This window comes from Burkholderia sp. RF7-non_BP4 (assembly GCF_001521935.1).
In the GTDB taxonomy this organism is placed as follows: domain Bacteria; phylum Pseudomonadota; class Gammaproteobacteria; order Burkholderiales; family Burkholderiaceae; genus Burkholderia; species Burkholderia diffusa.
The window spans coordinates 236,117-255,252 of record NZ_LOTA01000010.1 but is presented as its reverse complement, the minus strand read 5'-3'; the positions used below and the strand labels follow the sequence as shown (position 1 = coordinate 255,252).

The 19,136-nt window shown below is 68.5% G+C and carries 14 protein-coding genes; 6 read left to right on the top strand and 8 right to left on the bottom strand.

What is annotated here, in order from left to right:
• Nucleotides 1–27 precede the first annotated feature (27 nt).
• Genes WS49_RS04940 through WS49_RS04925 form a run of 4 tightly spaced genes read left to right on the top strand, consistent with a single transcriptional unit; the run spans nucleotide 28 to nucleotide 4,722 of the window.
• Nucleotides 28–795, top strand: coding sequence for a phosphocholine cytidylyltransferase family protein (locus tag WS49_RS04940; protein WP_059524991.1), 768 nt, complete (start codon nucleotides 28–30; stop codon nucleotides 793–795).
• A complete protein-coding gene (gene aepX, locus WS49_RS04935) occupies nucleotides 792–2,480 on the top strand; it encodes a phosphoenolpyruvate mutase (RefSeq protein ID WP_059524989.1) in 1,689 nt (562 codons plus the stop codon). The genes WS49_RS04940 and aepX overlap by 4 nt, the downstream gene beginning before the upstream one ends.
• Nucleotides 2,477–3,658 carry a phosphonopyruvate decarboxylase gene (aepY, locus tag WS49_RS04930; RefSeq protein ID WP_059524987.1) on the top strand — a complete coding sequence of 394 codons (1,182 nt, stop codon included), beginning with the start codon at nucleotides 2,477–2,479 and terminating at the stop codon, nucleotides 3,656–3,658. The genes aepX and aepY overlap by 4 nt, the downstream gene beginning before the upstream one ends.
• Nucleotides 3,658–4,722 carry a 2-aminoethylphosphonate aminotransferase gene (locus tag WS49_RS04925; protein WP_059524985.1) on the top strand — a complete coding sequence of 355 codons (1,065 nt, stop codon included), beginning with the start codon at nucleotides 3,658–3,660 and terminating at the stop codon, nucleotides 4,720–4,722. Before aepY ends, WS49_RS04925 begins: the two co-directional genes overlap by 1 nt.
• 121 nt (nucleotides 4,723–4,843) lie before the next feature.
• Here WS49_RS04925 and WS49_RS04920 read toward each other — a convergent pair whose 3' ends face one another.
• Both WS49_RS04920 and WS49_RS04915 read right to left on the bottom strand, forming a co-directional pair.
• Nucleotides 4,844–6,436 carry an EAL domain-containing protein gene (locus WS49_RS04920; protein ID WP_059524984.1) on the bottom strand — a complete coding sequence of 531 codons (1,593 nt, stop codon included), beginning with the start codon at nucleotides 6,434–6,436 and terminating at the stop codon, nucleotides 4,844–4,846.
• 395 nt (nucleotides 6,437–6,831) lie between these two features.
• Nucleotides 6,832–7,983 carry an acyltransferase family protein gene (locus tag WS49_RS04915; protein WP_059524982.1) on the bottom strand — a complete coding sequence of 384 codons (1,152 nt, stop codon included), beginning with the start codon at nucleotides 7,981–7,983 and terminating at the stop codon, nucleotides 6,832–6,834.
• Between the two features lie 35 nt (nucleotides 7,984–8,018).
• On the opposite strand from WS49_RS04915, the gene WS49_RS34830 reads away from it, so the two are divergent.
• A complete protein-coding gene (locus WS49_RS34830; RefSeq protein WP_156437134.1) occupies nucleotides 8,019–8,186 on the top strand; it encodes a hypothetical protein in 168 nt (55 codons plus the stop codon).
• 153 nt (nucleotides 8,187–8,339) lie between these two features.
• Entirely contained in the window at nucleotides 8,340–9,272 is a 933-nt protein-coding gene (gene pip / locus WS49_RS04910; RefSeq protein ID WP_059524980.1) for a prolyl aminopeptidase, read from the top strand.
• 58 nt (nucleotides 9,273–9,330) lie between these two features.
• Here pip and WS49_RS04905 read toward each other — a convergent pair whose 3' ends face one another.
• The 6 genes from WS49_RS04905 to WS49_RS04880 all read right to left on the bottom strand — a co-directional run bounded on the left by WS49_RS04905 (nucleotide 9,331) and on the right by WS49_RS04880 (nucleotide 19,110).
• Nucleotides 9,331–9,603, bottom strand: a complete 273-nt coding sequence (locus tag WS49_RS04905; protein WP_059525674.1) for a hypothetical protein — start codon at nucleotides 9,601–9,603, stop codon at nucleotides 9,331–9,333.
• 189 nt (nucleotides 9,604–9,792) lie between these two features.
• On the bottom strand, nucleotides 9,793–10,851 hold the full coding sequence (locus WS49_RS04900; protein WP_059524978.1) for a transglutaminase family protein: 1,059 nt from the start codon (nucleotides 10,849–10,851) through the stop codon (nucleotides 9,793–9,795).
• On the bottom strand, nucleotides 10,845–13,493 hold the full coding sequence (locus WS49_RS04895) for a circularly permuted type 2 ATP-grasp protein (protein WP_059524976.1): 2,649 nt from the start codon (nucleotides 13,491–13,493) through the stop codon (nucleotides 10,845–10,847). Before WS49_RS04895 ends, WS49_RS04900 begins: the two co-directional genes overlap by 7 nt.
• A gap of 170 nt (nucleotides 13,494–13,663) precedes the next feature.
• On the bottom strand, nucleotides 13,664–17,092 hold the full coding sequence (locus WS49_RS04890) for a transglutaminase family protein (RefSeq protein ID WP_059524974.1): 3,429 nt from the start codon (nucleotides 17,090–17,092) through the stop codon (nucleotides 13,664–13,666).
• 93 nt (nucleotides 17,093–17,185) lie between these two features.
• Nucleotides 17,186–18,160: a transglutaminase family protein gene (locus WS49_RS04885; RefSeq protein ID WP_059524972.1), complete on the bottom strand. Its 975-nt coding sequence runs from the start codon at nucleotides 18,158–18,160 to the stop codon at nucleotides 17,186–17,188.
• Between the two features lie 8 nt (nucleotides 18,161–18,168).
• A complete protein-coding gene (locus tag WS49_RS04880) occupies nucleotides 18,169–19,110 on the bottom strand; it encodes an alpha-E domain-containing protein (RefSeq protein ID WP_059524971.1) in 942 nt (313 codons plus the stop codon).
• Between the last annotated feature and the right edge of the window lie 26 nt (nucleotides 19,111–19,136).

The following is a 19,136-nucleotide window of genomic DNA, read 5'->3' as shown; positions in this document are numbered from 1 at the left end:
TCCGCCGGCTTTTTGGTTGGAGAACCCATGCGAGCCATCATTCTTGCGGCAGGCCTCGGCTTGCGCCTGCAACAACCGCCCGAGGCGCAATTCCCGAAGTGCCTGCTGCGCTTCGACGACGTGTCGCTGCTCGAGCGCCATCTGCGCGTGCTCGACGCCGCCGGCGTCGATGAAATCGTGCTCGGGCTCGGCTTCCAGGCCGGGAAGGTCGAGCAGGAACTCGAGCGCCTCGGCCGCAGCGCCGAGATCGTGGTGAACGAGCGCTACGACCTCGGCAGCGTGCTGACCGTGCACACCGTCGCCGATGCGATGACGCGCGGCGGCGACGTGCTGCTGATGGACGCGGACGTGCTGTACGACGAAAACATCCTGCACGCGCTGGTCGCCGATCCGGACAAGTCGGTGGACCGCCTGCTGATCGATCGCGACTTCGAGGCCGGCGACGAGCCCGTCAAGCTGTGCCTGAAAAACGGCGTGCCGGTCGAGCTGCGCAAGCAGCTCGCGGTCGACCTCGAATACGACACGATCGGCGAGTCGGTCGGCTTCTTCCGCTTCACCGAAGGCACCGCGCGCCGCCTCGCGACGATCGTCGCGGGCTACGTCGACAGCGGCCGCGCAAACATGCCGCACGAGGAAGCCGTGCGCGACCTGCTGCTCGAAGGCGGCCATTCGTTCGACGTCGCCGACGTCACGGGCTCGCCGTGGATCGAGATCGACTTCCCGAACGACGTCGCACGCGCCACGCAAGAAATTCTTCCCCTGATTCAACGCACGACTGCAGGAGCCGCACGATGAACGCACGCGAACCCAACTTCTCCGAATCGCGCAGCGCACGCCTGCGCCGCATGCTCGTCAGCAGCGACCTCGAATTCCTGATGGAAGCGCACAACGGCCTGTCGGCACGGATCGTCCGCGAAGCCGGCTTCAAGGGCATCTGGGCATCGGGCCTCGCGATCTCCGCGCAGTTCGGCGTGCGCGACAACAACGAAGCGAGCTGGACCCAGGTTGTCGACGTGCTCGAGTTCATGGCCGACGCGAGCGACCTGCCGATCCTGCTCGACGGCGACACCGGCTACGGCAACTTCAACAACGTGCGCCGCCTCGTGAAGAAGCTCGAGCAGCGCGGCATCGCCGGCGTGTGCATCGAGGACAAGCAGTTCCCGAAGACGAACAGCTTCATCGACGGCGAGCGCCAGCCGCTCGCCGAGATCGACGAGTTCTGCGGCAAGATCAAGGCCGGCAAGGATTCGCAGAGCGATCCCGACTTCTCGATCGTCGCGCGCGTCGAGGCGCTGATCGCGGGCTGGGGGATGGACGAGGCGCTGCGCCGCGCGAACGCGTATGCGGAAGCCGGCGCCGACGCGATCCTGATTCACAGCAAGCTGTCGCGCCCGGACGAGATCCTGCAGTTCGCGCGCGAATGGAGCGGCCGCGCGCCGCTCGTGATCGTGCCGACCAAGTACTACAGCACGCCGACCGACGTGTTCCGCCAGGCCGGCATCAGCACCGTGATCTGGGCGAACCACCTGATCCGTGCGTCGGCATCGGCGATGCAGTCCGTCGCACGCGAGATCCACGAAAACCAGACGCTGATCAACGTCGAGGACCGCGTCGCGTCGGTCAACGAAATCTTCCGCCTGCAGGACGCCGACGAATACTCGGCGGCCGAGCGCATCTACCTGTCGTCGTCGTCGCGCGCGTCGAACGCCGCGATCGTGCTCGCCGCGAGCCGCGGCAAGGGGCTGGAGGCCGTCACCGAAGACAAGCCCAAGGTCATGCTGCCGGTCGCCGGCAAGCCGCTCTTGCGCTGGCTCGTCGACGGCTTCAAGAAGCATGGCGTGAACGACATCACCGTGGTCGGCGGCTATCGCGCCGACGCGATCGACACGTCGGGCATCAAGCTCGTCGTCAACGAGCGCCATGCGCAGACGGGCGAACTCACGTCGCTCGCATGCGCGGCCGAACGCCTGACCGGCGACACCGTGATCTCGTACGGCGACCTGCTGTTCCGCAGCTACATCCTGCGCGACCTGGCGGAGAGCGAGGCCGAGTTCAGCGTCGTCGTCGATTCGTCGCTCACGGAAACCAACCAAAGCGTGCGCGACTTCGCGCTCTGCTCGGCCGCGGACGATCGCGGCCTGTTCGGCCAGAAGACGTATCTGCAACGTGTATCGAGCGACGTCGCCGCCGCCGGCACGCCGCACGGCCGCTGGATCGGTCTGCTGAACGTGCGCGGCGCCGGCGTCGATCGCCTGAAGGCGATGCTCGCGACGCTGCAGGCGCGCCCCGATTTCGACACGCTCGACATCCCGTCCCTGCTCAACGAACTGATCGCCGCCGGCGAGAAGATCGAGGTGCAGTACGTGCACGGCCACTGGCGCGGCGTCAACGATCTCGAAGACTTCCGCCGCGCGGGCGACTTCGCGCACGGCCAGACGCCGCTGTCGGAGCCGGGCGCCGGCAACGGGGGCGCGCAATGATCGAAGCGGCCCAGTTCGTCGAGGCCGCGCGCGAACGCGGCTTCGACTGGTACGCGGGCGTACCCTGCTCGTACCTCACGCCGTTCATCAACTACGTGCTGCAGGACCCGACGCTGCATTACCTGTCGGCCGCGAACGAAGGCGACGCGGTCGCGCTGATCGCCGGCGCCACGCTCGGCGGCAAGCGCGGGATCGCGATGATGCAGAACTCGGGGCTCGGCAACGCGGTGAGCCCACTCACGTCGCTGACCTGGACGTTCCGGCTGCCGCAGCTGCTGATCGTCACGTGGCGCGGCCAGCCGGGCGTGGCCGACGAACCGCAGCATGCGCTGATGGGGCCGATCACGCCCGCGATGCTCGACACGATGGAGATCCCGTGGGAGACGTTCCCGACCGACCCCGAACAGGTCGGCCCGGCACTCGACCGCGCGATCGCGCACATGGACGCAACGGGCCGCCCGTACGCACTCGTGATGCAGAAAGGCAGCGTCGCGCCGTATGAACTGAAGGCGAACCCGGCGGCGGCGCCGCGCGCGCACGTCGCCGCGCAGTCGGCGGCACGTGCCGAAGCGCCCGCCGCGTGGCCGACCCGCCACGACGCGCTGCAGCGCGTGATCGCGCACACGCCGGTCGATTCGACCGTCGTGCTCGCGTCGACCGGCTTCTGCGGCCGCGAACTCTATGCCATCGACGACCGCCCGAACCAGCTGTACATGGTCGGCTCGATGGGCTGCGTGACGCCGCTCGCGCTGGGTCTCGCGCTCGCGCGCCCCGACCTGCGCGTGGTGGCCGTCGACGGCGACGGCGCCGCGCTGATGCGGATGGGCGTGTTCGCGACACTCGGCACCTACGGTCCGTCCAACCTCACGCACGTGCTGCTCGACAACGGCGCGCACGAATCGACCGGCGGTCAGGCAACCGTGTCGCGGCACGTGTCGTTCGCGGGCGTCGCGGCCGCATGCGGCTACGCATCGGCCGTCGAAGGCGATACGCTCGACGTGCTCGATGCGACGCTCGCGACGCAAGCCGACGGTGCGCAATTCGTGCGCGTGGCGATCCGCACGGGCGTGCCCGACGGCCTGCCCCGCCCGACCGTCACGCCGGTCGAGGTCAAGACCCGCCTGATGCGGCATATCGGCGCCGCACAGGCTGAAGCCCATGCCGAAGGAGCTCATTGATGCTGCTGCTGAATCCCGGCCCGGTAACGCTGACCGAACGCGTGCGCCGCAGCCTGCTGCAACCCGACCTGTGCCATCGCGAAAGCGAATTCTTCGATCTGCAGGATGAAGCGCGTGCGCGCCTCGTCGCTGCGTACGAACTCGATCCGGCCGAATGGGCCGCCGTGCTGATGACGGGCTCGGGCACCGCCGCCGTCGAAAGCATGATCGCGGCGCTCGTGCCGCAGGACGGCAAGCTGCTCGTGATCGAGAACGGCGTGTATGGCGAGCGCATCACGCAGATCGCGACGCAGTACGGCATCGCGCACGACGTGCTGAAGCACGAATGGATGCAGGCGCCCGATCTCGCGCAGATCGCCGCGAGTCTCGACGCGGGCGGTTATTCGCACGTCGCGGTGATTCATCACGAAACGACGACCGGCCGGCTGAACGACCTCGGCGCGATCGCCGACGTGTGCCGCGCGCGCGGCGTGAAAATGCTCGTCGACGGCGTCAGCAGCTTCGGCGCCGAAGCGATCGACTTCGCCGGCGGCGTGATCGACGCGGTCGCCGCGACCGCGAACAAGTGCCTGCACGGCGTGCCGGGCGCGGCGTTCGTGATCGTGCGCCGCGGCGCGCTTGCGAAGGCCGCGAGCCGCACGTATTACCTCGATCTCGGCCGTCTCGCGAAGCTGCAGGATCAGCGCAATACGCCGTTCACGCCGTCCGTGCACGCGTATTACGCGCTCGTCGAAGCGCTGCGCGAGTTCGACGAAGCCGGTGGCTGGCGTGCGCGCCATGCGCACTACAAGGCGCTCGCGGATCAGGCGCAGGCCGGCCTCGCCGCGCGCGGGATGCCGCTCGTGCTGCCCGAAGGCGCATCGTCGGTCGTGCTGCGCGCGTACCGGCTGCCGCAGGGCGTCACGTACGAGACGCTGCACGACGGCCTGAAGGCGCGCGGCTTCGTGATCTATGCGGGGCAAGGCGGGTTGTCGAAGGAACTGTTCCGCATCTCGACGATGGGCGCTATCGCTGCGGCTGATGTCGATCGACTGCTGGAGGAGTTCACGGCGCTGACGCGTTAAGCGTCGGCCTCGCTCTCCAACCCAAGGCCCGCGAGGGCCTTTTTTGTTCCTCGCAGATTTTTACGCGTATCGCTTATCGACGCCCGCGCGCAGCGAAACAAACGACGGATGCCATCGAATGCTACGCCGCCGTCAACCTGGCGGTCTCCTGCGACGTTTCGCGTGCCAGCAACCATGCCATCAGCTCTACGACCGGCATGGCCTTCGCGAAGTACCAGCCTTGTCCGTACTGCACGCCCTTGCCTCGAAGATATTCGACCTGTGTGTCCGATTCGACACCCTCGGCAACGACTTCCAGACCCAGCTCGTGAGCCATCGAGATGATGTGCGGTGCGACGATGCTCGATGCAGTGTCCCTTGCGACCGTGTCGATGAACGACTTGTCGATCTTGAGAATATCGACCTGGAAAGTCTGCAGGTAGGAAAGACTCGAATAGCCCGTGCCGAAATCGTCGATATAGACGGGGTGTCCGGCCGCCCTGAATGCCGCGATGACGTCGCGGGTTTCGTCCGCATTCATGAAGCTGCGCTCGGTGGCTTCGATCCGTATCTGGGACGGGTCAATGCCGGTGCCGTCGAGCACGCGCGCGAGAACCTTGAGGAACCGATCGCTTCGCAAGTCGTCGCTGCTCACGTTGATCGACACATAAAATGCCGGGTGTGTGCGCAGCAGGGGCGCCATGTCGGCAATGATCTTGTCGAGCACGAGATCGGTCAACGGCTGGATCAGATGATTTTCCTCGGCAACCGCCACGAAGATCTCCGGCGACACGGCTCGCCCATTCAATTCCCATCTGACGAGCGCCTCGACCCCGGCGCAACGGCCGTCTACAAGATTGACGATCGGCTGGTAGACGACTTGCATCTTCTTGCGACTGATCGCCCACTCCAGGGTTGCCGGAAAGGAGAGCTGGCGCGACACGCGTTTGAACGCCAGCCATCCGATCGCAGCGCCCAGCGCAACGCCGATGGAAAGCCACGTCGCAAGCAGTTTCGGCCAGTCGCCGACAAGACTGCTCTTCGGCGATTTGACGACCATCGCGAGCGGGCCGGTCGCGGACTTCGCGACGGCGTAATACCATCGGTCGTTCTCGAGCTTGCCGCCGAGCTTCCATGCGTTGAGCATTTCATCCTTGTCGGCGCCATAGGAGAGCGCGAACAGCGTGCCGGTGTCGGTATTGACCGCCGCGATCGGGCGCCTCGCCGGATCGATCAGATCGACGTATGACTTTGGATCGATCAAGACGTAATGGCCGTTGCGAGCCAACTGGATGTCCTCGCGCACGTCGCTCAGCGGGCTCTTGCGCCTGAACCAGACCGAATATCCGTCCGCACTGCGCCAATCGGCCGGCGGCAACGTCAAATGCAGCGCGCGCACATCGCCCATCAAGGGCGAGCAGAGATATTGTCCGTCGGCGTAGGTGCCCGCATCCTGCACATAGCCGTAATTGAAAATCACGCGCGCCGCGTGCGACAGGTTGGCGGCGGAACAGGATGCCCCCGGAACACGCTCCAGGTCCGCAAGGGCAGTAACGGCCTGATACGTGACCAACTCCGCGCGCAAGAGCGCCTTGGCTGCGAAGTCGCGCAGATCGTTCTGATCCCGTCGCTCGACGTCCTCATCGGCAACGTAAATGCTCGTCAGCACGGGGGCGATGGTCGCAACGCAGCCCAATACGATCGAGGCAGATACAAGCGTAAGCCGTTTGATCATCCATCAGCTCCGATGATCGATTGTCACCACGGTCGCAAAGCCGGTCAGGCAGAGGCTACATCGTCAGAGCATTACCGCATATCAACCGAACAATAGAATCTTGTCCGATTTTATTCAAATGGATAAATGAGTCGCTAGCGTTCAGGCGACGCCGGAACCCGGCAGATGCTTGCAAGCGGATGCCGGAGCACGTCGAATGGCCGCGGCGGACGTGAGGTCGAATGGCGGTTCGTAGCCGAACAGCGACGGTCTGCCTCGCGTTTCCGGGAAGTTCGCAACGTCGCCATTTCGCGTCGCGACGGCAAGTCCGACGGAATCGGCCCGCGCGTCCTGTGTTTTCCCGAGGCGCTGAAGCGTTTCAGCCTGGTAGACAGGCGGGGCCCGTCACGCGTGCCCTACTCCACCACCTTCGGCCCGATCGCATCGGTCGGCACCGGCATCCGCAGCGCATCGTCGCGCATGCGTCGCGCCTCGCGCGCGGCGTAGCGATCCTTCAATCGCAGGAACGGCTTCTCGACGAGGAAATAGCTCGCCGTCGCGGCCAGCAGCGCCCACACGATCCCGAGCGGGAACGCGTGCGGAACCGCCAGCTCAGGATTCGCGAACGGCTGCTGCCACAGATACAGGCTGAACGAGATCGTGCCGACGAACACGACCGGCGCGGCACGCAGCCACCGCGCGCACCAGAACTCGCTGCGGAAATTCAGCACGACGATCAAGATCGCGATCAGCGCCGCCTCGAGCGTCACGCCGTAGGTTGCATTCCAGAAGCCACCGAGCCGATGCTCGGCAACGGGCATCCCGAACAGCACGATGACGACGAGCGCCGTCACGATGCGCGTCTCGCCGCGCCACGAGCGGATCCATGCTTCGAGCCGTTCGCGGTTGAGCGCCGCGTAGCAGCCGATCAGGATCGGATCGACGCCCGTATGCAGCATCATCCCGAGTTGCCCGCGCAGCGCCGGCGCGACGAAATACGTGAGCGCGCGCACCAGCGGCACGGCCAGGATCAGCGCGGCCAGCCAGCGCGTGCCGCGATGGCGGGCGCCGTACACGAACAGCAGCGGCCAGAACCAGTAGAACTGCTCCTCGAGCGCGAGCGACCAGAAATGGCCGAGATACCACGCGCCGGCCGGATGCAACGTGTTGTCGCCGGTCAGCCCGAACCACGCCGAGTAGTTCCACAGATGCAGCGCCGCATACAGCCACTGCCGGCGATCGACGTCGAGCCAGCCGGCGATGGCGAGCACGCCGACGGTCGCGAGATATACGTAGCAGGCCGGCCAGATCCGCAACGCGCGGCGCACGTAGAACGACGTCAGTGCGATCCCGCCGGTGCGCGCGAATTCCGCGCGCAGCACGTTGGTGATCAGGAAGCCGCTGAGGACGAAGAAGATCAGCACGCCGAGCCGGCCGTCTGCGATCAACCGCAGCGGCGCGAACCAGCCCGTGTAGCCGCCCGGCAGCACGTGCTCCGCATGGCCGACGACGACCATCGTGACCGCGACGGCGCGCAACCCGGTCAGCTGCTTGACGCGATGGTTCATCGGCTCGTTTCCCGTTGGCACGGTGGAGGAACGGTATGAAGGCCGGCGCCCGCGACCGGCTCGCCGATATGTCGCCGGGATTTTGTCTGAAAAATATCGGAACGAAATTGCTTCAAAAAATTTCGGTGCGCCTGTCGGCCGAAATGGCCGCGCCGCACGCCCGATGCCGACCGCCGCACGGCGGGCGGAATGAATGGGCATAATGACAAGCCTTGCCCGGCGGCGGCCGGTCCGATGCAGACACAACGAATTTTGCGGCGCCGCAATATCCGCGATATCGGCGCCGCGGCATTCCGATCGCACACCGGCCCGTGCCTCGTCCGCCCTCCTGCCGACCCTCACCCCGGAGCCTGCCTGTGTACCCACCGATCGAACCCTACGCCCATGGCCACCTCGACACCGGCGACGGCCACCGCATCTACTGGGAGCGCTGCGGCAACCCGTCCGGCAAGCCGGCGGTGTTCCTGCACGGCGGCCCGGGTGCGGGCTGCAGCCCCGACCATCGCCGCCTGTTCGATCCCGAGCGCTACGACATCCTGCTGTTCGACCAGCGCGGCTGCGGGCGTTCGACGCCGCACGCGAGCCTCGACAACAACACGACCTGGGATCTGGTGGCCGACATCGAGCGGCTGCGCGAGATGGTGGGCGCGGAACAATGGCTCGTGTTCGGCGGCTCGTGGGGCAGCGCGCTCGGCCTCGCCTACGCGGAAACGCACCCGCGGCGCGTGAGCGCGCTCGTCGTGCGCGGCATCTTCACGATGCGCCGCGCGGAGTTGCTGTGGTACTACCAGGAAGGCGCGTCGTGGCTGTTCCCGGACCTGTGGGAGGAATTCCTCGCGCCGATCCCGGAAGCCGAGCGCGGCGACCTGATGGCCGCATACCATCGCCGGCTGACGGGCGACGACGAAGCCGCGAAGCTCGAAGCCGCGCGCGCATGGAGCATCTGGGAAGGCCGCACGATCACGCTGCTGCCCGATCCGGCGCTGGCCGCGCACTTCGCGGACGGCCACTACGCGCTCGCGTTCGCGCGCATCGAAAACCACTACTTCGTAAACCGCGGTTTCGTCGACGAAGGTCAGTTGCTGCGCGACGCGCATCGCCTCGCCGGCATTCCGGGCGTGATCGTGCAAGGCCGCTACGACATCGCGACGCCCGCGCGCACCGCGTGGGACCTCGCGAAGGCATGGCCCGACGCGACGTTCGAGATCGTGCCGGACGCCGGGCATGCCTACAACGAACCGGGGATCCTGAAGGCACTGCTCGCCGCGACGGACCGGTTCGCCGCGTAAGCCGCAACGCCAGGCGGCGCGTTGCAGCCGGCCATGCCGGCCTGCACGCGCCGCCCGCTCAAAGCGCGGCTTCGACGATCGTCCGGCCGCTGATCGCGCGCTCGACGAGCTGTTCGTCGCCGACCTTGCGGATCGCATCGTCGAGCAATCCTTCCGGCTGCTCGGTCGCGACCTTCAGCAAGCCCGACAGGCCGCGTGCATCGAGCACCACGAGCGTCTCCATCGAATCCGCGCGGCTCACGAGCACGCGACGGAATGCGGGGCCCGCGCCGAAGCTCGCGCAGAGCGCGATCGTCTCGTTGCCGAGCGGGTAGTCGAAGTTCTTGATCATGTCTGCCGCCGTTGCAATGAAATGGCCACGCGCGACGGCGCGGCGCCGTGACGTCGACGCACCCGTGCGTGCCGCCGGCGCCGGACCCGGGTCCGGTCCGTTCGTCGGCATCACCATGCTAGGCGGGCAGAATTAACGAAGACTTAAACGGCCGACGCGCGCGGCGCCGGCGCGATCATGCCGCGTGGCTTACGGCGTATCGAGCGGCTCGACCGTCACGCCGACCTTCAGCTCCTGATCCGCGCCGCCGCCGCGGATCACGCCGCGCAGCGGCGTCACGTCCGCATAGTCGCGGCCGATCGACAGCATCACGTAGTCGTCGCCCGGTGCGCGGTCGTTGGTCGGATCGAGCTGCAGCCAGCCGCCGTCTTCGGGCCACGCCGGGTCGTAGACGTCGACCCATGCATGCGACGCATCCGCGCCGATCAGCCGCGGCTGTCCGGGCGGCGGCTGCGTCAGCAGATAACCGCTCACGTAGCGCGCGGCGAGCCCGAGCGAGCGCAGCGCGCCGATCATCACGTGCGCGAAATCCTGGCAAACGCCCTTGCGCAATCGCAACGCATCGAGCGCCGTCGTCGTGATGTCGGTGCTGTTCGGCGTGTACGCGAAGTCGGCGTGAATCCGCCGCATCAGGTCCCACGCGGCCTGCACGAGCGGCCGCCGCGGCGTGAAGCTGGCGGCCGCATACGCGGCCAGTTCGGGATCGCACGCCACGTGCGGCGACGCGAACACGAACTCGCTCGCCGCGTCGTACGGCTGCCCGGCGCGAAACCGCAAGCGGTCGCGCACGGCTTCCCATGCCGTTGCATGTTCGGCGTCGGGATGCGCGATCGCGGGCGGCGGCGCGCCGCGTGCGCCCTGCGACCACACGGGCGGGCTCACGCGCACCGTGCTGCGGCTGCGCACGAGCAGCGCGTCGTGAGGCTGGTTCAGCGCGAACGATGCGCGCGCATTGCCGAATGCGTCGATCTCGGTGCAGACCGCTTCCGGCGCGGGCTCGATGTCGAGCGCGAACGACAGCACCTGCTGGCGCGGCGTCGCGAGCGGTTGGAGCCGCGCCTGGTGCTGGGCGGATTCGACGCGGGCGGCGTAGCGATATTCGGTGTCGTGCGTGACGCGCAGCACGCGGCCGGCCGCGACGGCCGTCGGCGTTGCGGGTGCGGCGGGCGTGGCAGGCGTGGCAGCCTCCTTCGCGCTACCGGAACCGGCCGCGGGCGGCGTCTTCGCCGCGTGTTTCGTCGTCACCATAGCGTCCTGCCCGCCTCGCGCACGTGGCTGAAATAGCGCTCGCCGATCCGGTTCGACAGCTCCCACACGGCCTTCACGGTCGTGTCGAGCGCATCGAGCAGCGTGTCGTGCCGGCCGTCGTCGCCGGTTTCGCACAGCTCGTGCAGCGACCACGCGGGCACGTCCGGAATCGTCTCGGCCAGCTCGGACAGCGCATAGCCCTCGCTGCGCTCGACCTTCGTCAGCCGGCCGCGCAACGCCTGCACGACCCAGCCGAGCGAGCGCGGATTGTCGGTGTCGAGCACGACGAGCGACAGCAGCGGCGCGACGTCGAAGCCGCGCTGAAACCGCGAGCGGAACGTGATCGTGCTGTCGAACAGTTCCAGCACGAGTTCGAAGCCGTCCTGCCGATGCACGGCGCCATCGTCGAACGCGAACTTCAGCACGCTGCACAGGAAGTCCAGCCGGTCGATCTGCCGGCCGATCGACAGCAGTCGCCAGCCGTCGTCGCGCGTCATGTTGTCGGTCTGCGCGCCGGTGATCGCGCCGAGCAGCAGCCCCAGCCGCTCGAGCAGCTGCAGCGCCTCGTTGCCGATCTGCTCCTCGGCTTCCGGATGATCGGCGCTGTCGGCGAACAGTTGCGTCGCGTCGTCGATCAGCCGCCACTGATCGCTCGACAGCCGCTCGCGGATCGCGGCGGCGGCCGCGCGCATCCCGAACAGGCACGACGCGATGCCCGACGTACGGTCCGCGCCGCGCGTCAGCGACGTCGCGAGCGCGTGCTGGAACGCGCGCGGCGCATCGACCGCGTTCGGTGCGTCGGGCGCGATCAGCCCGGTGTCGCGGCACAGCGTGTCGATCAATTCCAGATGCGCGGGACTGTCGACGTCGTCCTCGCCGCGCAGCCGCTCCAGCGCGGCGCGCGCGAGACGCATCAGGTTGGTCGCGCGCTCGGTGTAGCGGCCGAGCCAGAACAGGTTCTCGGCCGCGCGGCTCGCGATCGCGCGCGGACGCTCGACCAGATCGTCGGGGCCGAGACGGGTTTGCAGCAGCGTCGTCGAATCGACGATGCCTTCGGTCATCACCCACGTATCGACGGTGCTGCCGCCGCGCGGCATCGGCGCGTTGAACAGCGTATCGCGCGTGCCGACCCGCGACAGCCCGCCCGGCAGGAGCCGCCAGCGTTGCGCGCCATCGGCGAGCGCGAACACGCGCAGCAGCAGCGGCTTCGGCACGATGCGCGCGCCGCCGGAGCCGTCGGGCGCGTCGGGCCCCGGCCAGGTCGGCGCCTGCGACAGCGGCAGGTCGGCCTGCACCGTGTAATGCTCGGGCCGGGCCAGGATTCGCGCACGCCATTCGGCCAGCTGCGCCGGTGTGAGCCGCGCGCCGATCACCGGGTCGAACGCGCCGCCGGCCTGCGCGTCGGGCGGATACGACGGCTTCACGATGCAGCGCGCGAGCTGCGCCAGCGCGTCGTCGCATGCCGCCGCCTCGCCGCACCACCACGAATGCACGGCGGGCAACGTCAGCGTTTCGCCGAGCAGCCCTTCCGCGAGGCGCGGCATGAAACCGAGCATGCCCGGCGATTCGAGGAAGCCGGAGCCCGGCGCATTCGCGAGCAGCACGTTGCCGGCGCGCACGGCCTGCAGCAGCCCCGGCACGCCAAGCAGCGAATCGGGCCGCAGTTCGAGCGGATCGAGCCAGGCGTCGTCGACGCGCCGCAGGATGCCGTGCACGGGTTCGAGCCCACGCAGCGTCTTCAGGAATACACGGTTGTCGCGCGCGGTCAGGTCGCCGCCCTCGACGAGCGTGAGGCCGAGGTAGCGCGCGAGATACGCGTGCTCGAAATACGTCGCGCTGTGCGGCCCCGGCGTCAACAGCACGATCCGCGAGTTCCTGGCGGCCGGGCTGAGCGCCTGCATGCTCTGCAGCAGCGACCGGTACGCGGACGCGAGCCGCTGCACGCGCAGCCCGCGGAAGCCTCGCGGAAAGAGCCGCGACACGATCAGCCGGTTCTCGAGCAGATAGCCGAGCCCGGACGGGCCCTGCGTGTGCTGCGCGACGATCCGCCATTGCCCGTCGGGGCCGCGCGCGAGGTCGAACGCGACGACGTGCAGCCACGTATCGCCCGGCACGCGTGCGCCGCGCATCGCGCGCAGGTAGCCCGGATGCCCGGTCACGAGCGCGGGCGGCAGCAGCCCGCGCTGCAGGATCGTCTGCGGCCCGTACAGGTCGGCCATCGTCGCGTTGAGCAGCCGCACGCGTTGCAGCACGCCGCGCTCGATCGCGACCCAGTCCTCGGGCGTGACGATCAGCGGCAGCAGGTCGAGCGACCACGGGCCGGCCGCGCCGTCGCCCGCGCGTTGTTCGTGGAGCTGGTAGAACAGGCCGTTCTCGCGCATGCGGCGCTGCAGCGCATCGGCGCGGCGGTCGAGGTCGGCCACGCCGTCGCTGCCGATCGACGTGAAGAAGCTGCGCCATGCAGGCGCGAGCAGCGGCGCGGTGAGGCCGGCGGCGCTGCCGCGCAGTTCGTCGTAGCGGCCGGCCGCGGCCGGCGCCGCGAGCGCGGCGGCCAGTTCCGCGGCATCCGGCTGCGCGCCGGTATCGAAGAGCGTGGGCACCGCGTCGGCGTCGGCGAGATCGTCGGGGTGAATGGGCGGCACGGTCGATATCGTTCCGTCGTCAGGGGGCGGACGCACCCGCGCGTCGCCGCACCGACGGCCGGGCACGGCGGACGCGGCGGGCGGCCGCGTTCTGCCCGCATCCTAGCACTCCGGCCGGCGCGCCGGGAGGTCGCGAACCGCGCATCGTCGTCCGTGCTTTCATCCGGGGATCAAGGCCGTCGCAGGTCGAGCGTGAACGGGAATTCGCGGCTCGGCGCGGCGGCCGACACGTCCATCCGCCCCGGCGTGTGCCCCATCGCGACGAAGCGCGCGAGCCGCCGGCTCTCGGCCTCGTACGCGTTGACCGGGAACGTCGCGTAGTTGCGCCCGCCCGGATGCGCGACGTGATACCGGCAGCCGCCGAGCGAGCGTTGCAGCCACGTATCGACGATGTCGAACGTGAGCGGCGCATGCACGCCGATGGTCGGATGCAGCGCCGACGGCGGCGCCCATGCCTTGTAGCGCACGCCCGCGACGTATTCGCCGACGGTGCCGGTCGGCTGCAGCGGCAGCGCGCGGCCGTTGACGGTCACGACGTGCCGGTTGTCGTTCAGCCCGGTCACGCGCACTTCGAGCCGTTCGACCGACGAATCGACGTAGCGCACCGTGCCGCCGGTCGCGCCCTCCTCGCCCATCACGTGCCACGGCTCCAGCGCGCCGCGCAGCGACAGCTGCATCCCGTTCACCGCGATCTGGCCGAACAGCGGGAAGCGGAATTCGAAGTGCGGCGCGAACCACGCCGCGTCGAACGCGAAACCGGCGTCGCGCAGCTCGGCCAGCACGTCGTCGAAATCCATCTTCAGGAACGTGGGCAGCATGAAGCGATCGTGCAGCGCGGTGCCCCAGCGCGTGAGCGGCGTCGTGTACGGCGCGGCCCAGAAACGCGCGACCAGCGCGCGCAGCAGCAGTTGCTGCACGATGCTCATCCGCGCATGCGGCGGCATCTCGAACGCGCGTAGTTCGAGCAAGCCGAGCCGCCCGGTCGACGAATCGGGCGAATACAGCTTGTCGATGCAGAATTCGCTGCGGTGCGTGTTGCCGGTCACGTCGATCAGCAGGTTGCGCAGCACGCGGTCGACGAGCCACGGCGGCATGTCCTGCCCGTACAGCAGCTTGTTGCGCTGGATTTCCGCGAATGCGATGTCGAGCTCGTAGACCTGGTCGTTGCGCGCCTCGTCGACGCGCGGCGCCTGGCTCGTCGGACCGATGAACAGCCCCGAGAACAGGTACGACAGCGACGGATGGTTGTGCCAGTAAGCGATCAGGCTCGCGAGCAGGTCCGGGCGGCGCAGGAACGGGCTGTCGGCCGGCGTCGCGCCGCCGAGCACGAAGTGGTTGCCGCCGCCCGTGCCGACGTGCCGGCCGTCGACCATGAACTTCTCGCTGGACAGGCGCGACTGCCACGCAGCGTCGTACAGGAATTCGGTCTGGCCGACGAGTTCGTCGAAGCTCTTCGCCGGATGGATGTTCACCTCGATCACGCCGGGATCGGGCGTGACCTGCAGCAGCTTGAGCCGTGCGTCGCGCGGCGGCGGATAGCCTTCGAGCACGAGCTTCTCGTCGAGCGCGTGCGCGGTCAGCTCGATCGCGGCGAGCAGGTCGAGATAATCTTCGAGCGCGGCGAGCGGCGGCATGAACAGATACAGGATGCCGTTGCGCACTTCGGCGCACAGCGCAGTACGCGTGATCCATGCGGCCGATTCGAAGCGCTCGGGGCGGCGCTGCGCGTCCGCCGTGCCATGCGCGTGCCGCCCGTCGGCGGCCGTGCCGTCGCCGCGCCATTGCATGACCGTTTGCACGGGTGCTTCGCGATGCGCGCCGGCCAGGTAGCGCGGCGCGTCGGCCGTGCCCGCGTGACGCGCACGGAACGCGGCCGCGTCCGGCAGCGCGTCGCGCGGCGCGAACGGATCGCGTTCGACGAGGTACGGATAGTCGGCGCCGGCCACCCACGGCAGCGAATCGAGCGGCAGCCGATAGCCCATCGGCGAATCGCCGGGCACGAGGTACATCCGCTCGTCGCGGAAGAACCACGGGCCCGTCTGCCAGCGCGGGCCGTCGAGGCCGGGCTGGCCCGCCACGTCGTCCGCGCGCTTGATCGGCAGCACGTAACCGACCACGCTGTCGAGCTGCTGGTCGAACACCTTGCGCAGCCGCGCGCGTTCGAGCTCGTCGTCGAGGCGCGAGTCGAACGGATCGACGTTGACGGGCAGCCGGCGCTCGCGCCACAGGTAGTACCAGACGTCCTCGTAGCCGGGCCGCACGAATTCGTCGGTCAGGCCGAGGCGCGCGGCCAGCGCGTCGATGAAGCGCTTCGCGTCGTCGGTCGTGCACGCGGACGGCTCGCGCTCGTCGGCGAACAACGACGGATCGTGCCACACGGGCTGGCCGTCGGCGCGCCAGAAGATCGACAGCGCCCAGCGCGGCAACTGTTCGCCCGGATACCACTTGCCCTGCCCGAAATGCAGGAAGCCGCCTTCGCCGTATTCGGCGCGCAGCCGCTGCACGAGTTCGGTCGCGTAGCCGCGCTTGGTCGGGCCGAGCGCATCGGTGTTCCACTCCGCGCCGTCGCGATCGTCGATCGACACGAAGGTCGGCTCGCCGCCCTGGGTGAGCCGCACGTCGCCTGCCGTCAGCGCGCCGTCGACCTGCGCGCCGAGCGTGCGCACGGCGTCCCACTGCGACTCGGTATACGGCTTCGTCACGCGCGGCGATTCGTACACGCGCGTCACCGCCATCTCGTGTTCGAACGCGACTTCGCATTCGTCGATCAGCCCTTCGACCGGCGCGGCGCTGGTCGGCTGCGGCGTGCACGCGAGCGGGATGTGCCCTTCTCCGGCGAGCAGGCCCGAGGTCGGATCGAAGCCGATCCAGCCCGCGCCCGGCAGATAGACTTCGCACCACGCGTGCAGGTCGGTGAAGTCGACCGACGTACCGCTCGGGCCGTCGAGCGCCTTCACGTCGGGCGTAAGCTGGATCAGGTAGCCGGACACGAAGCGCGCGGCGATGCCGAGGTGCCGGCACAGCTGCACGAGCAGCCATGCGCTGTCGCGGCACGACCCGGACGCGAGCTCGAGCGTCTGCTCGGGCGTCTGCACGCCCGGCTCCATCCGCACGAGATAGCCGATGTCGTGCTGCAGCTGCTGGTTCAGCGCGACGAGGAAGTTCACGGTGCCGGCCGGCGTGCGGTCGACGCCGTCGAGATACGCGCGGAACAGCGGCGCCGCGCTCGTCTGCGGATCGCACGCGAGGTACGGCGCGAGTTCGGTCTTCAGCGCATCGTCATAGTTGAACGGATATTGCTCCGCGCTCGCTTCCAGAAAGAAGTCGAACGGGTTGTACACCGACATCTCGGCGACCAGGTCGATCGTGATCTCGAAGTGTTCGGTGCGTTCCGGAAACACGAGCCGCGCGAGATAGTTCGAAAACGGGTCCTGCTGCCAGTTGATGAAGTGCTGCGCGGGCTCGACCGTCATCGAATACGCGACGATCGGCGTCCGGCAGTGCGGCGCGGGCCGCAGCCGCACGATCTGCGGGCCGAGGTTGACGGGCCGGTCGTAGCGGTAGCGGGTGGTGTGATGCAGCGCGACGTGGATGGGCATGGGAGAGCCGCTCGGTTCGGGTTGGGCCGGCCGCGCGCGCCGCGTCGCCGTCGCTGCGGCGGCACGGCACGGCGGATTCGGCGAAGGGGTGCGTCAGACCAGTTCCGGCGACTGCACGACGCTGATCTCGATGCCGACGATGCTCGCGCCGAGTCCCGTCACCGGCTGCGCGTCGCGCGCGTCGAGGCCGACGGCGATGCGCACGTAGCGCTCGTCCGGGCAGCGGTTCATGAACGGATCGAAGCCGACCCAGCCGAGCCCTTCGACGTAGGCCTCCGCCCACGCATGACCGGCCGGCTGCTGCATCAGCGCGGCGGCCTGCGGCTGCGCGCCGAGCGCCGCCTGCGGCAAGCCCTGCGACTGCGCCGCGTGAGATACGCCGAGCGCCTGCTGCATGCCGTCGCCGCTCTGCAGCGCGAGCGCCTCCTCTTCCTCGTCGTCCGCCGCGCTCTGCTTCGCGTCGGCGATGCGCTGCATCGCGCTGTCGGCGAGCACGTAGCCGGAGATATAGCGCGCGGGCACCTTCAGCGCGCGCGCGGCCGCGATGAACGCATGCGCATGGTCGCGGCTCGTGCCCTCGCCGCTTTGCAGCGCGGTTTCGGCATCGACCGGCGCGTCGGCCAGGTTCGGCGCGTACGCGATGCGGCCATGCACTTCCGTCATCAGCCAGTGCAGCGCGTCGAGGCTGTGCGGCTCGATCGGCAGCGCCTGCGTGAGTTCGCGCACGGTGTCGCCGGCCTTCGTGAGCGCGGTCTCGCGCTCGAAGATCCACGGCGGCGCATAGCCCTCGGGGTTGCCGAGAATGCCGGCGCGGTCCTGCGTCTCGACGACGCCGGCCGCGACCACGACGATCTCGTTCTTCGCGCCGCGGTCGTGGCGCACGAGGTCGATCCGGTTGCCGAGCCCGTCCGTGTAGGACAGCGCCGGCTCGACGCCTTCGATCGTGACCTGCCACGCGCGCACCGTCTGCCCGGGCCCCGATTGCGGGCGCAGCCGCAGCCGTTGCAACGCGTAGGTGGCTTGATCGTCGAACTGATAACGCGAGATGTGTCGGATGGCGAGTCGCATGGCAAGTCTCAGTCGAAGTTGTAGGCCTGGGCGATATCGATCCCGAGGCTGTTGTTGCGGCCGATGAAGTCGGTCAGGAACTCGTGCAGGCCGCTCTTGAAGATGCGCTCGACCGAGGTGTCGGACAGCATCTGCAGAATCTTCGTGGCCGTGTCGTGACACGGGTGTGTCACGCCGTAATCCTTCGCGAGCATGTTCAGGCTCGACACCACGCGCCCGTAGCAATAGCGCAGCGAACGCGGCATGCGGCCGTTCAGGATCAGGTAATCGGCGATGTTCATCGGCTTGTACTGCACGTCGTACACCCAGCGATACGAGCGGTGTGCGGCCACGCAGCGCAGGATCGTCTCCCACTGGTAGTTGTCGAGGATCGTGCCGACGTGCGACACCGACGGCAGCAGCAGGTGGTATTTCACGTCGATAATCCGCGCGGTGTTGTCGGCGCGCTCGACGAACGCGCCGATCTGCGCGAAATCGAAGATCTCGTTGCGCAGCATCGTGCTGTAGAAGCTGCCGAGGATCAGCGCGGTTTCACGCTTCACTTCGTCGAGCACCGCCGGCAGCCCGCTCTCCGGCACCGGCTGCGCGAGCGCGTGGCGCAGCGCGAGCCACGCGCCGTTCACGCTCTCCCACGCCTCGCGGGTGAGCGCCGTGCGCACCATCCGCGCGTTCGAGCGCGCGTTCTCGATGCACGACAGCACGCTCGACGGGTTGTCGCGGTCGCGCAGCAGATAGTCGGTCACGGTATCGGCGGCATATGCGTCGTACTTCTGACGATAGCCGTCGTCCGCGCCCGAGCTGACCAGCACCGACGACCATTCGGCCGGCGCGTCGGACGTGCGCGTGAGCGCCATCCGCAGCCCGGCATCCACGATGCGCGCGATGTTCTCCGCGCGCTCGATATAGCGGTACATCCAGTAGAGACCGCTCGCAGTTCGTCCCAGAAGCATCTCGTGTCCACTCCGTCTTCGTTCGG

Excerpts from the sequence above, each read along its gene's own strand:
- WS49_RS04940 (WP_059524991.1), top strand. The coding sequence starts at position 28 with ATGCGAGCCATCATTCTTGCGGCAGGCCTCGGCTTGCGCCTGCAACAA.
- aepX (WP_059524989.1), top strand. The coding sequence starts at position 792 with ATGAACGCACGCGAACCCAACTTCTCCGAATCGCGCAGCGCACGCCTG.
- aepY (WP_059524987.1), top strand. The coding sequence starts at position 2,477 with ATGATCGAAGCGGCCCAGTTCGTCGAGGCCGCGCGCGAACGCGGCTTC.
- WS49_RS04925 (WP_059524985.1), top strand. The coding sequence starts at position 3,658 with ATGCTGCTGCTGAATCCCGGCCCGGTAACGCTGACCGAACGCGTGCGC.
- WS49_RS04920 (WP_059524984.1), bottom strand. The coding sequence starts at position 6,436 with ATGATCAAACGGCTTACGCTTGTATCTGCCTCGATCGTATTGGGCTGC.
- WS49_RS04915 (WP_059524982.1), bottom strand. The coding sequence starts at position 7,983 with ATGAACCATCGCGTCAAGCAGCTGACCGGGTTGCGCGCCGTCGCGGTC.
- WS49_RS34830 (WP_156437134.1), top strand. The coding sequence starts at position 8,019 with ATGAAGGCCGGCGCCCGCGACCGGCTCGCCGATATGTCGCCGGGATTT.
- WS49_RS04905 (WP_059525674.1), bottom strand. The coding sequence starts at position 9,603 with ATGATCAAGAACTTCGACTACCCGCTCGGCAACGAGACGATCGCGCTC.
- WS49_RS04900 (WP_059524978.1), bottom strand. The coding sequence starts at position 10,851 with ATGGTGACGACGAAACACGCGGCGAAGACGCCGCCCGCGGCCGGTTCC.
- WS49_RS04890 (WP_059524974.1), bottom strand. The coding sequence starts at position 17,092 with ATGCCCATCCACGTCGCGCTGCATCACACCACCCGCTACCGCTACGAC.
- WS49_RS04885 (WP_059524972.1), bottom strand. The coding sequence starts at position 18,160 with ATGCGACTCGCCATCCGACACATCTCGCGTTATCAGTTCGACGATCAA.
- WS49_RS04880 (WP_059524971.1), bottom strand. The coding sequence starts at position 19,110 with ATGCTTCTGGGACGAACTGCGAGCGGTCTCTACTGGATGTACCGCTAT.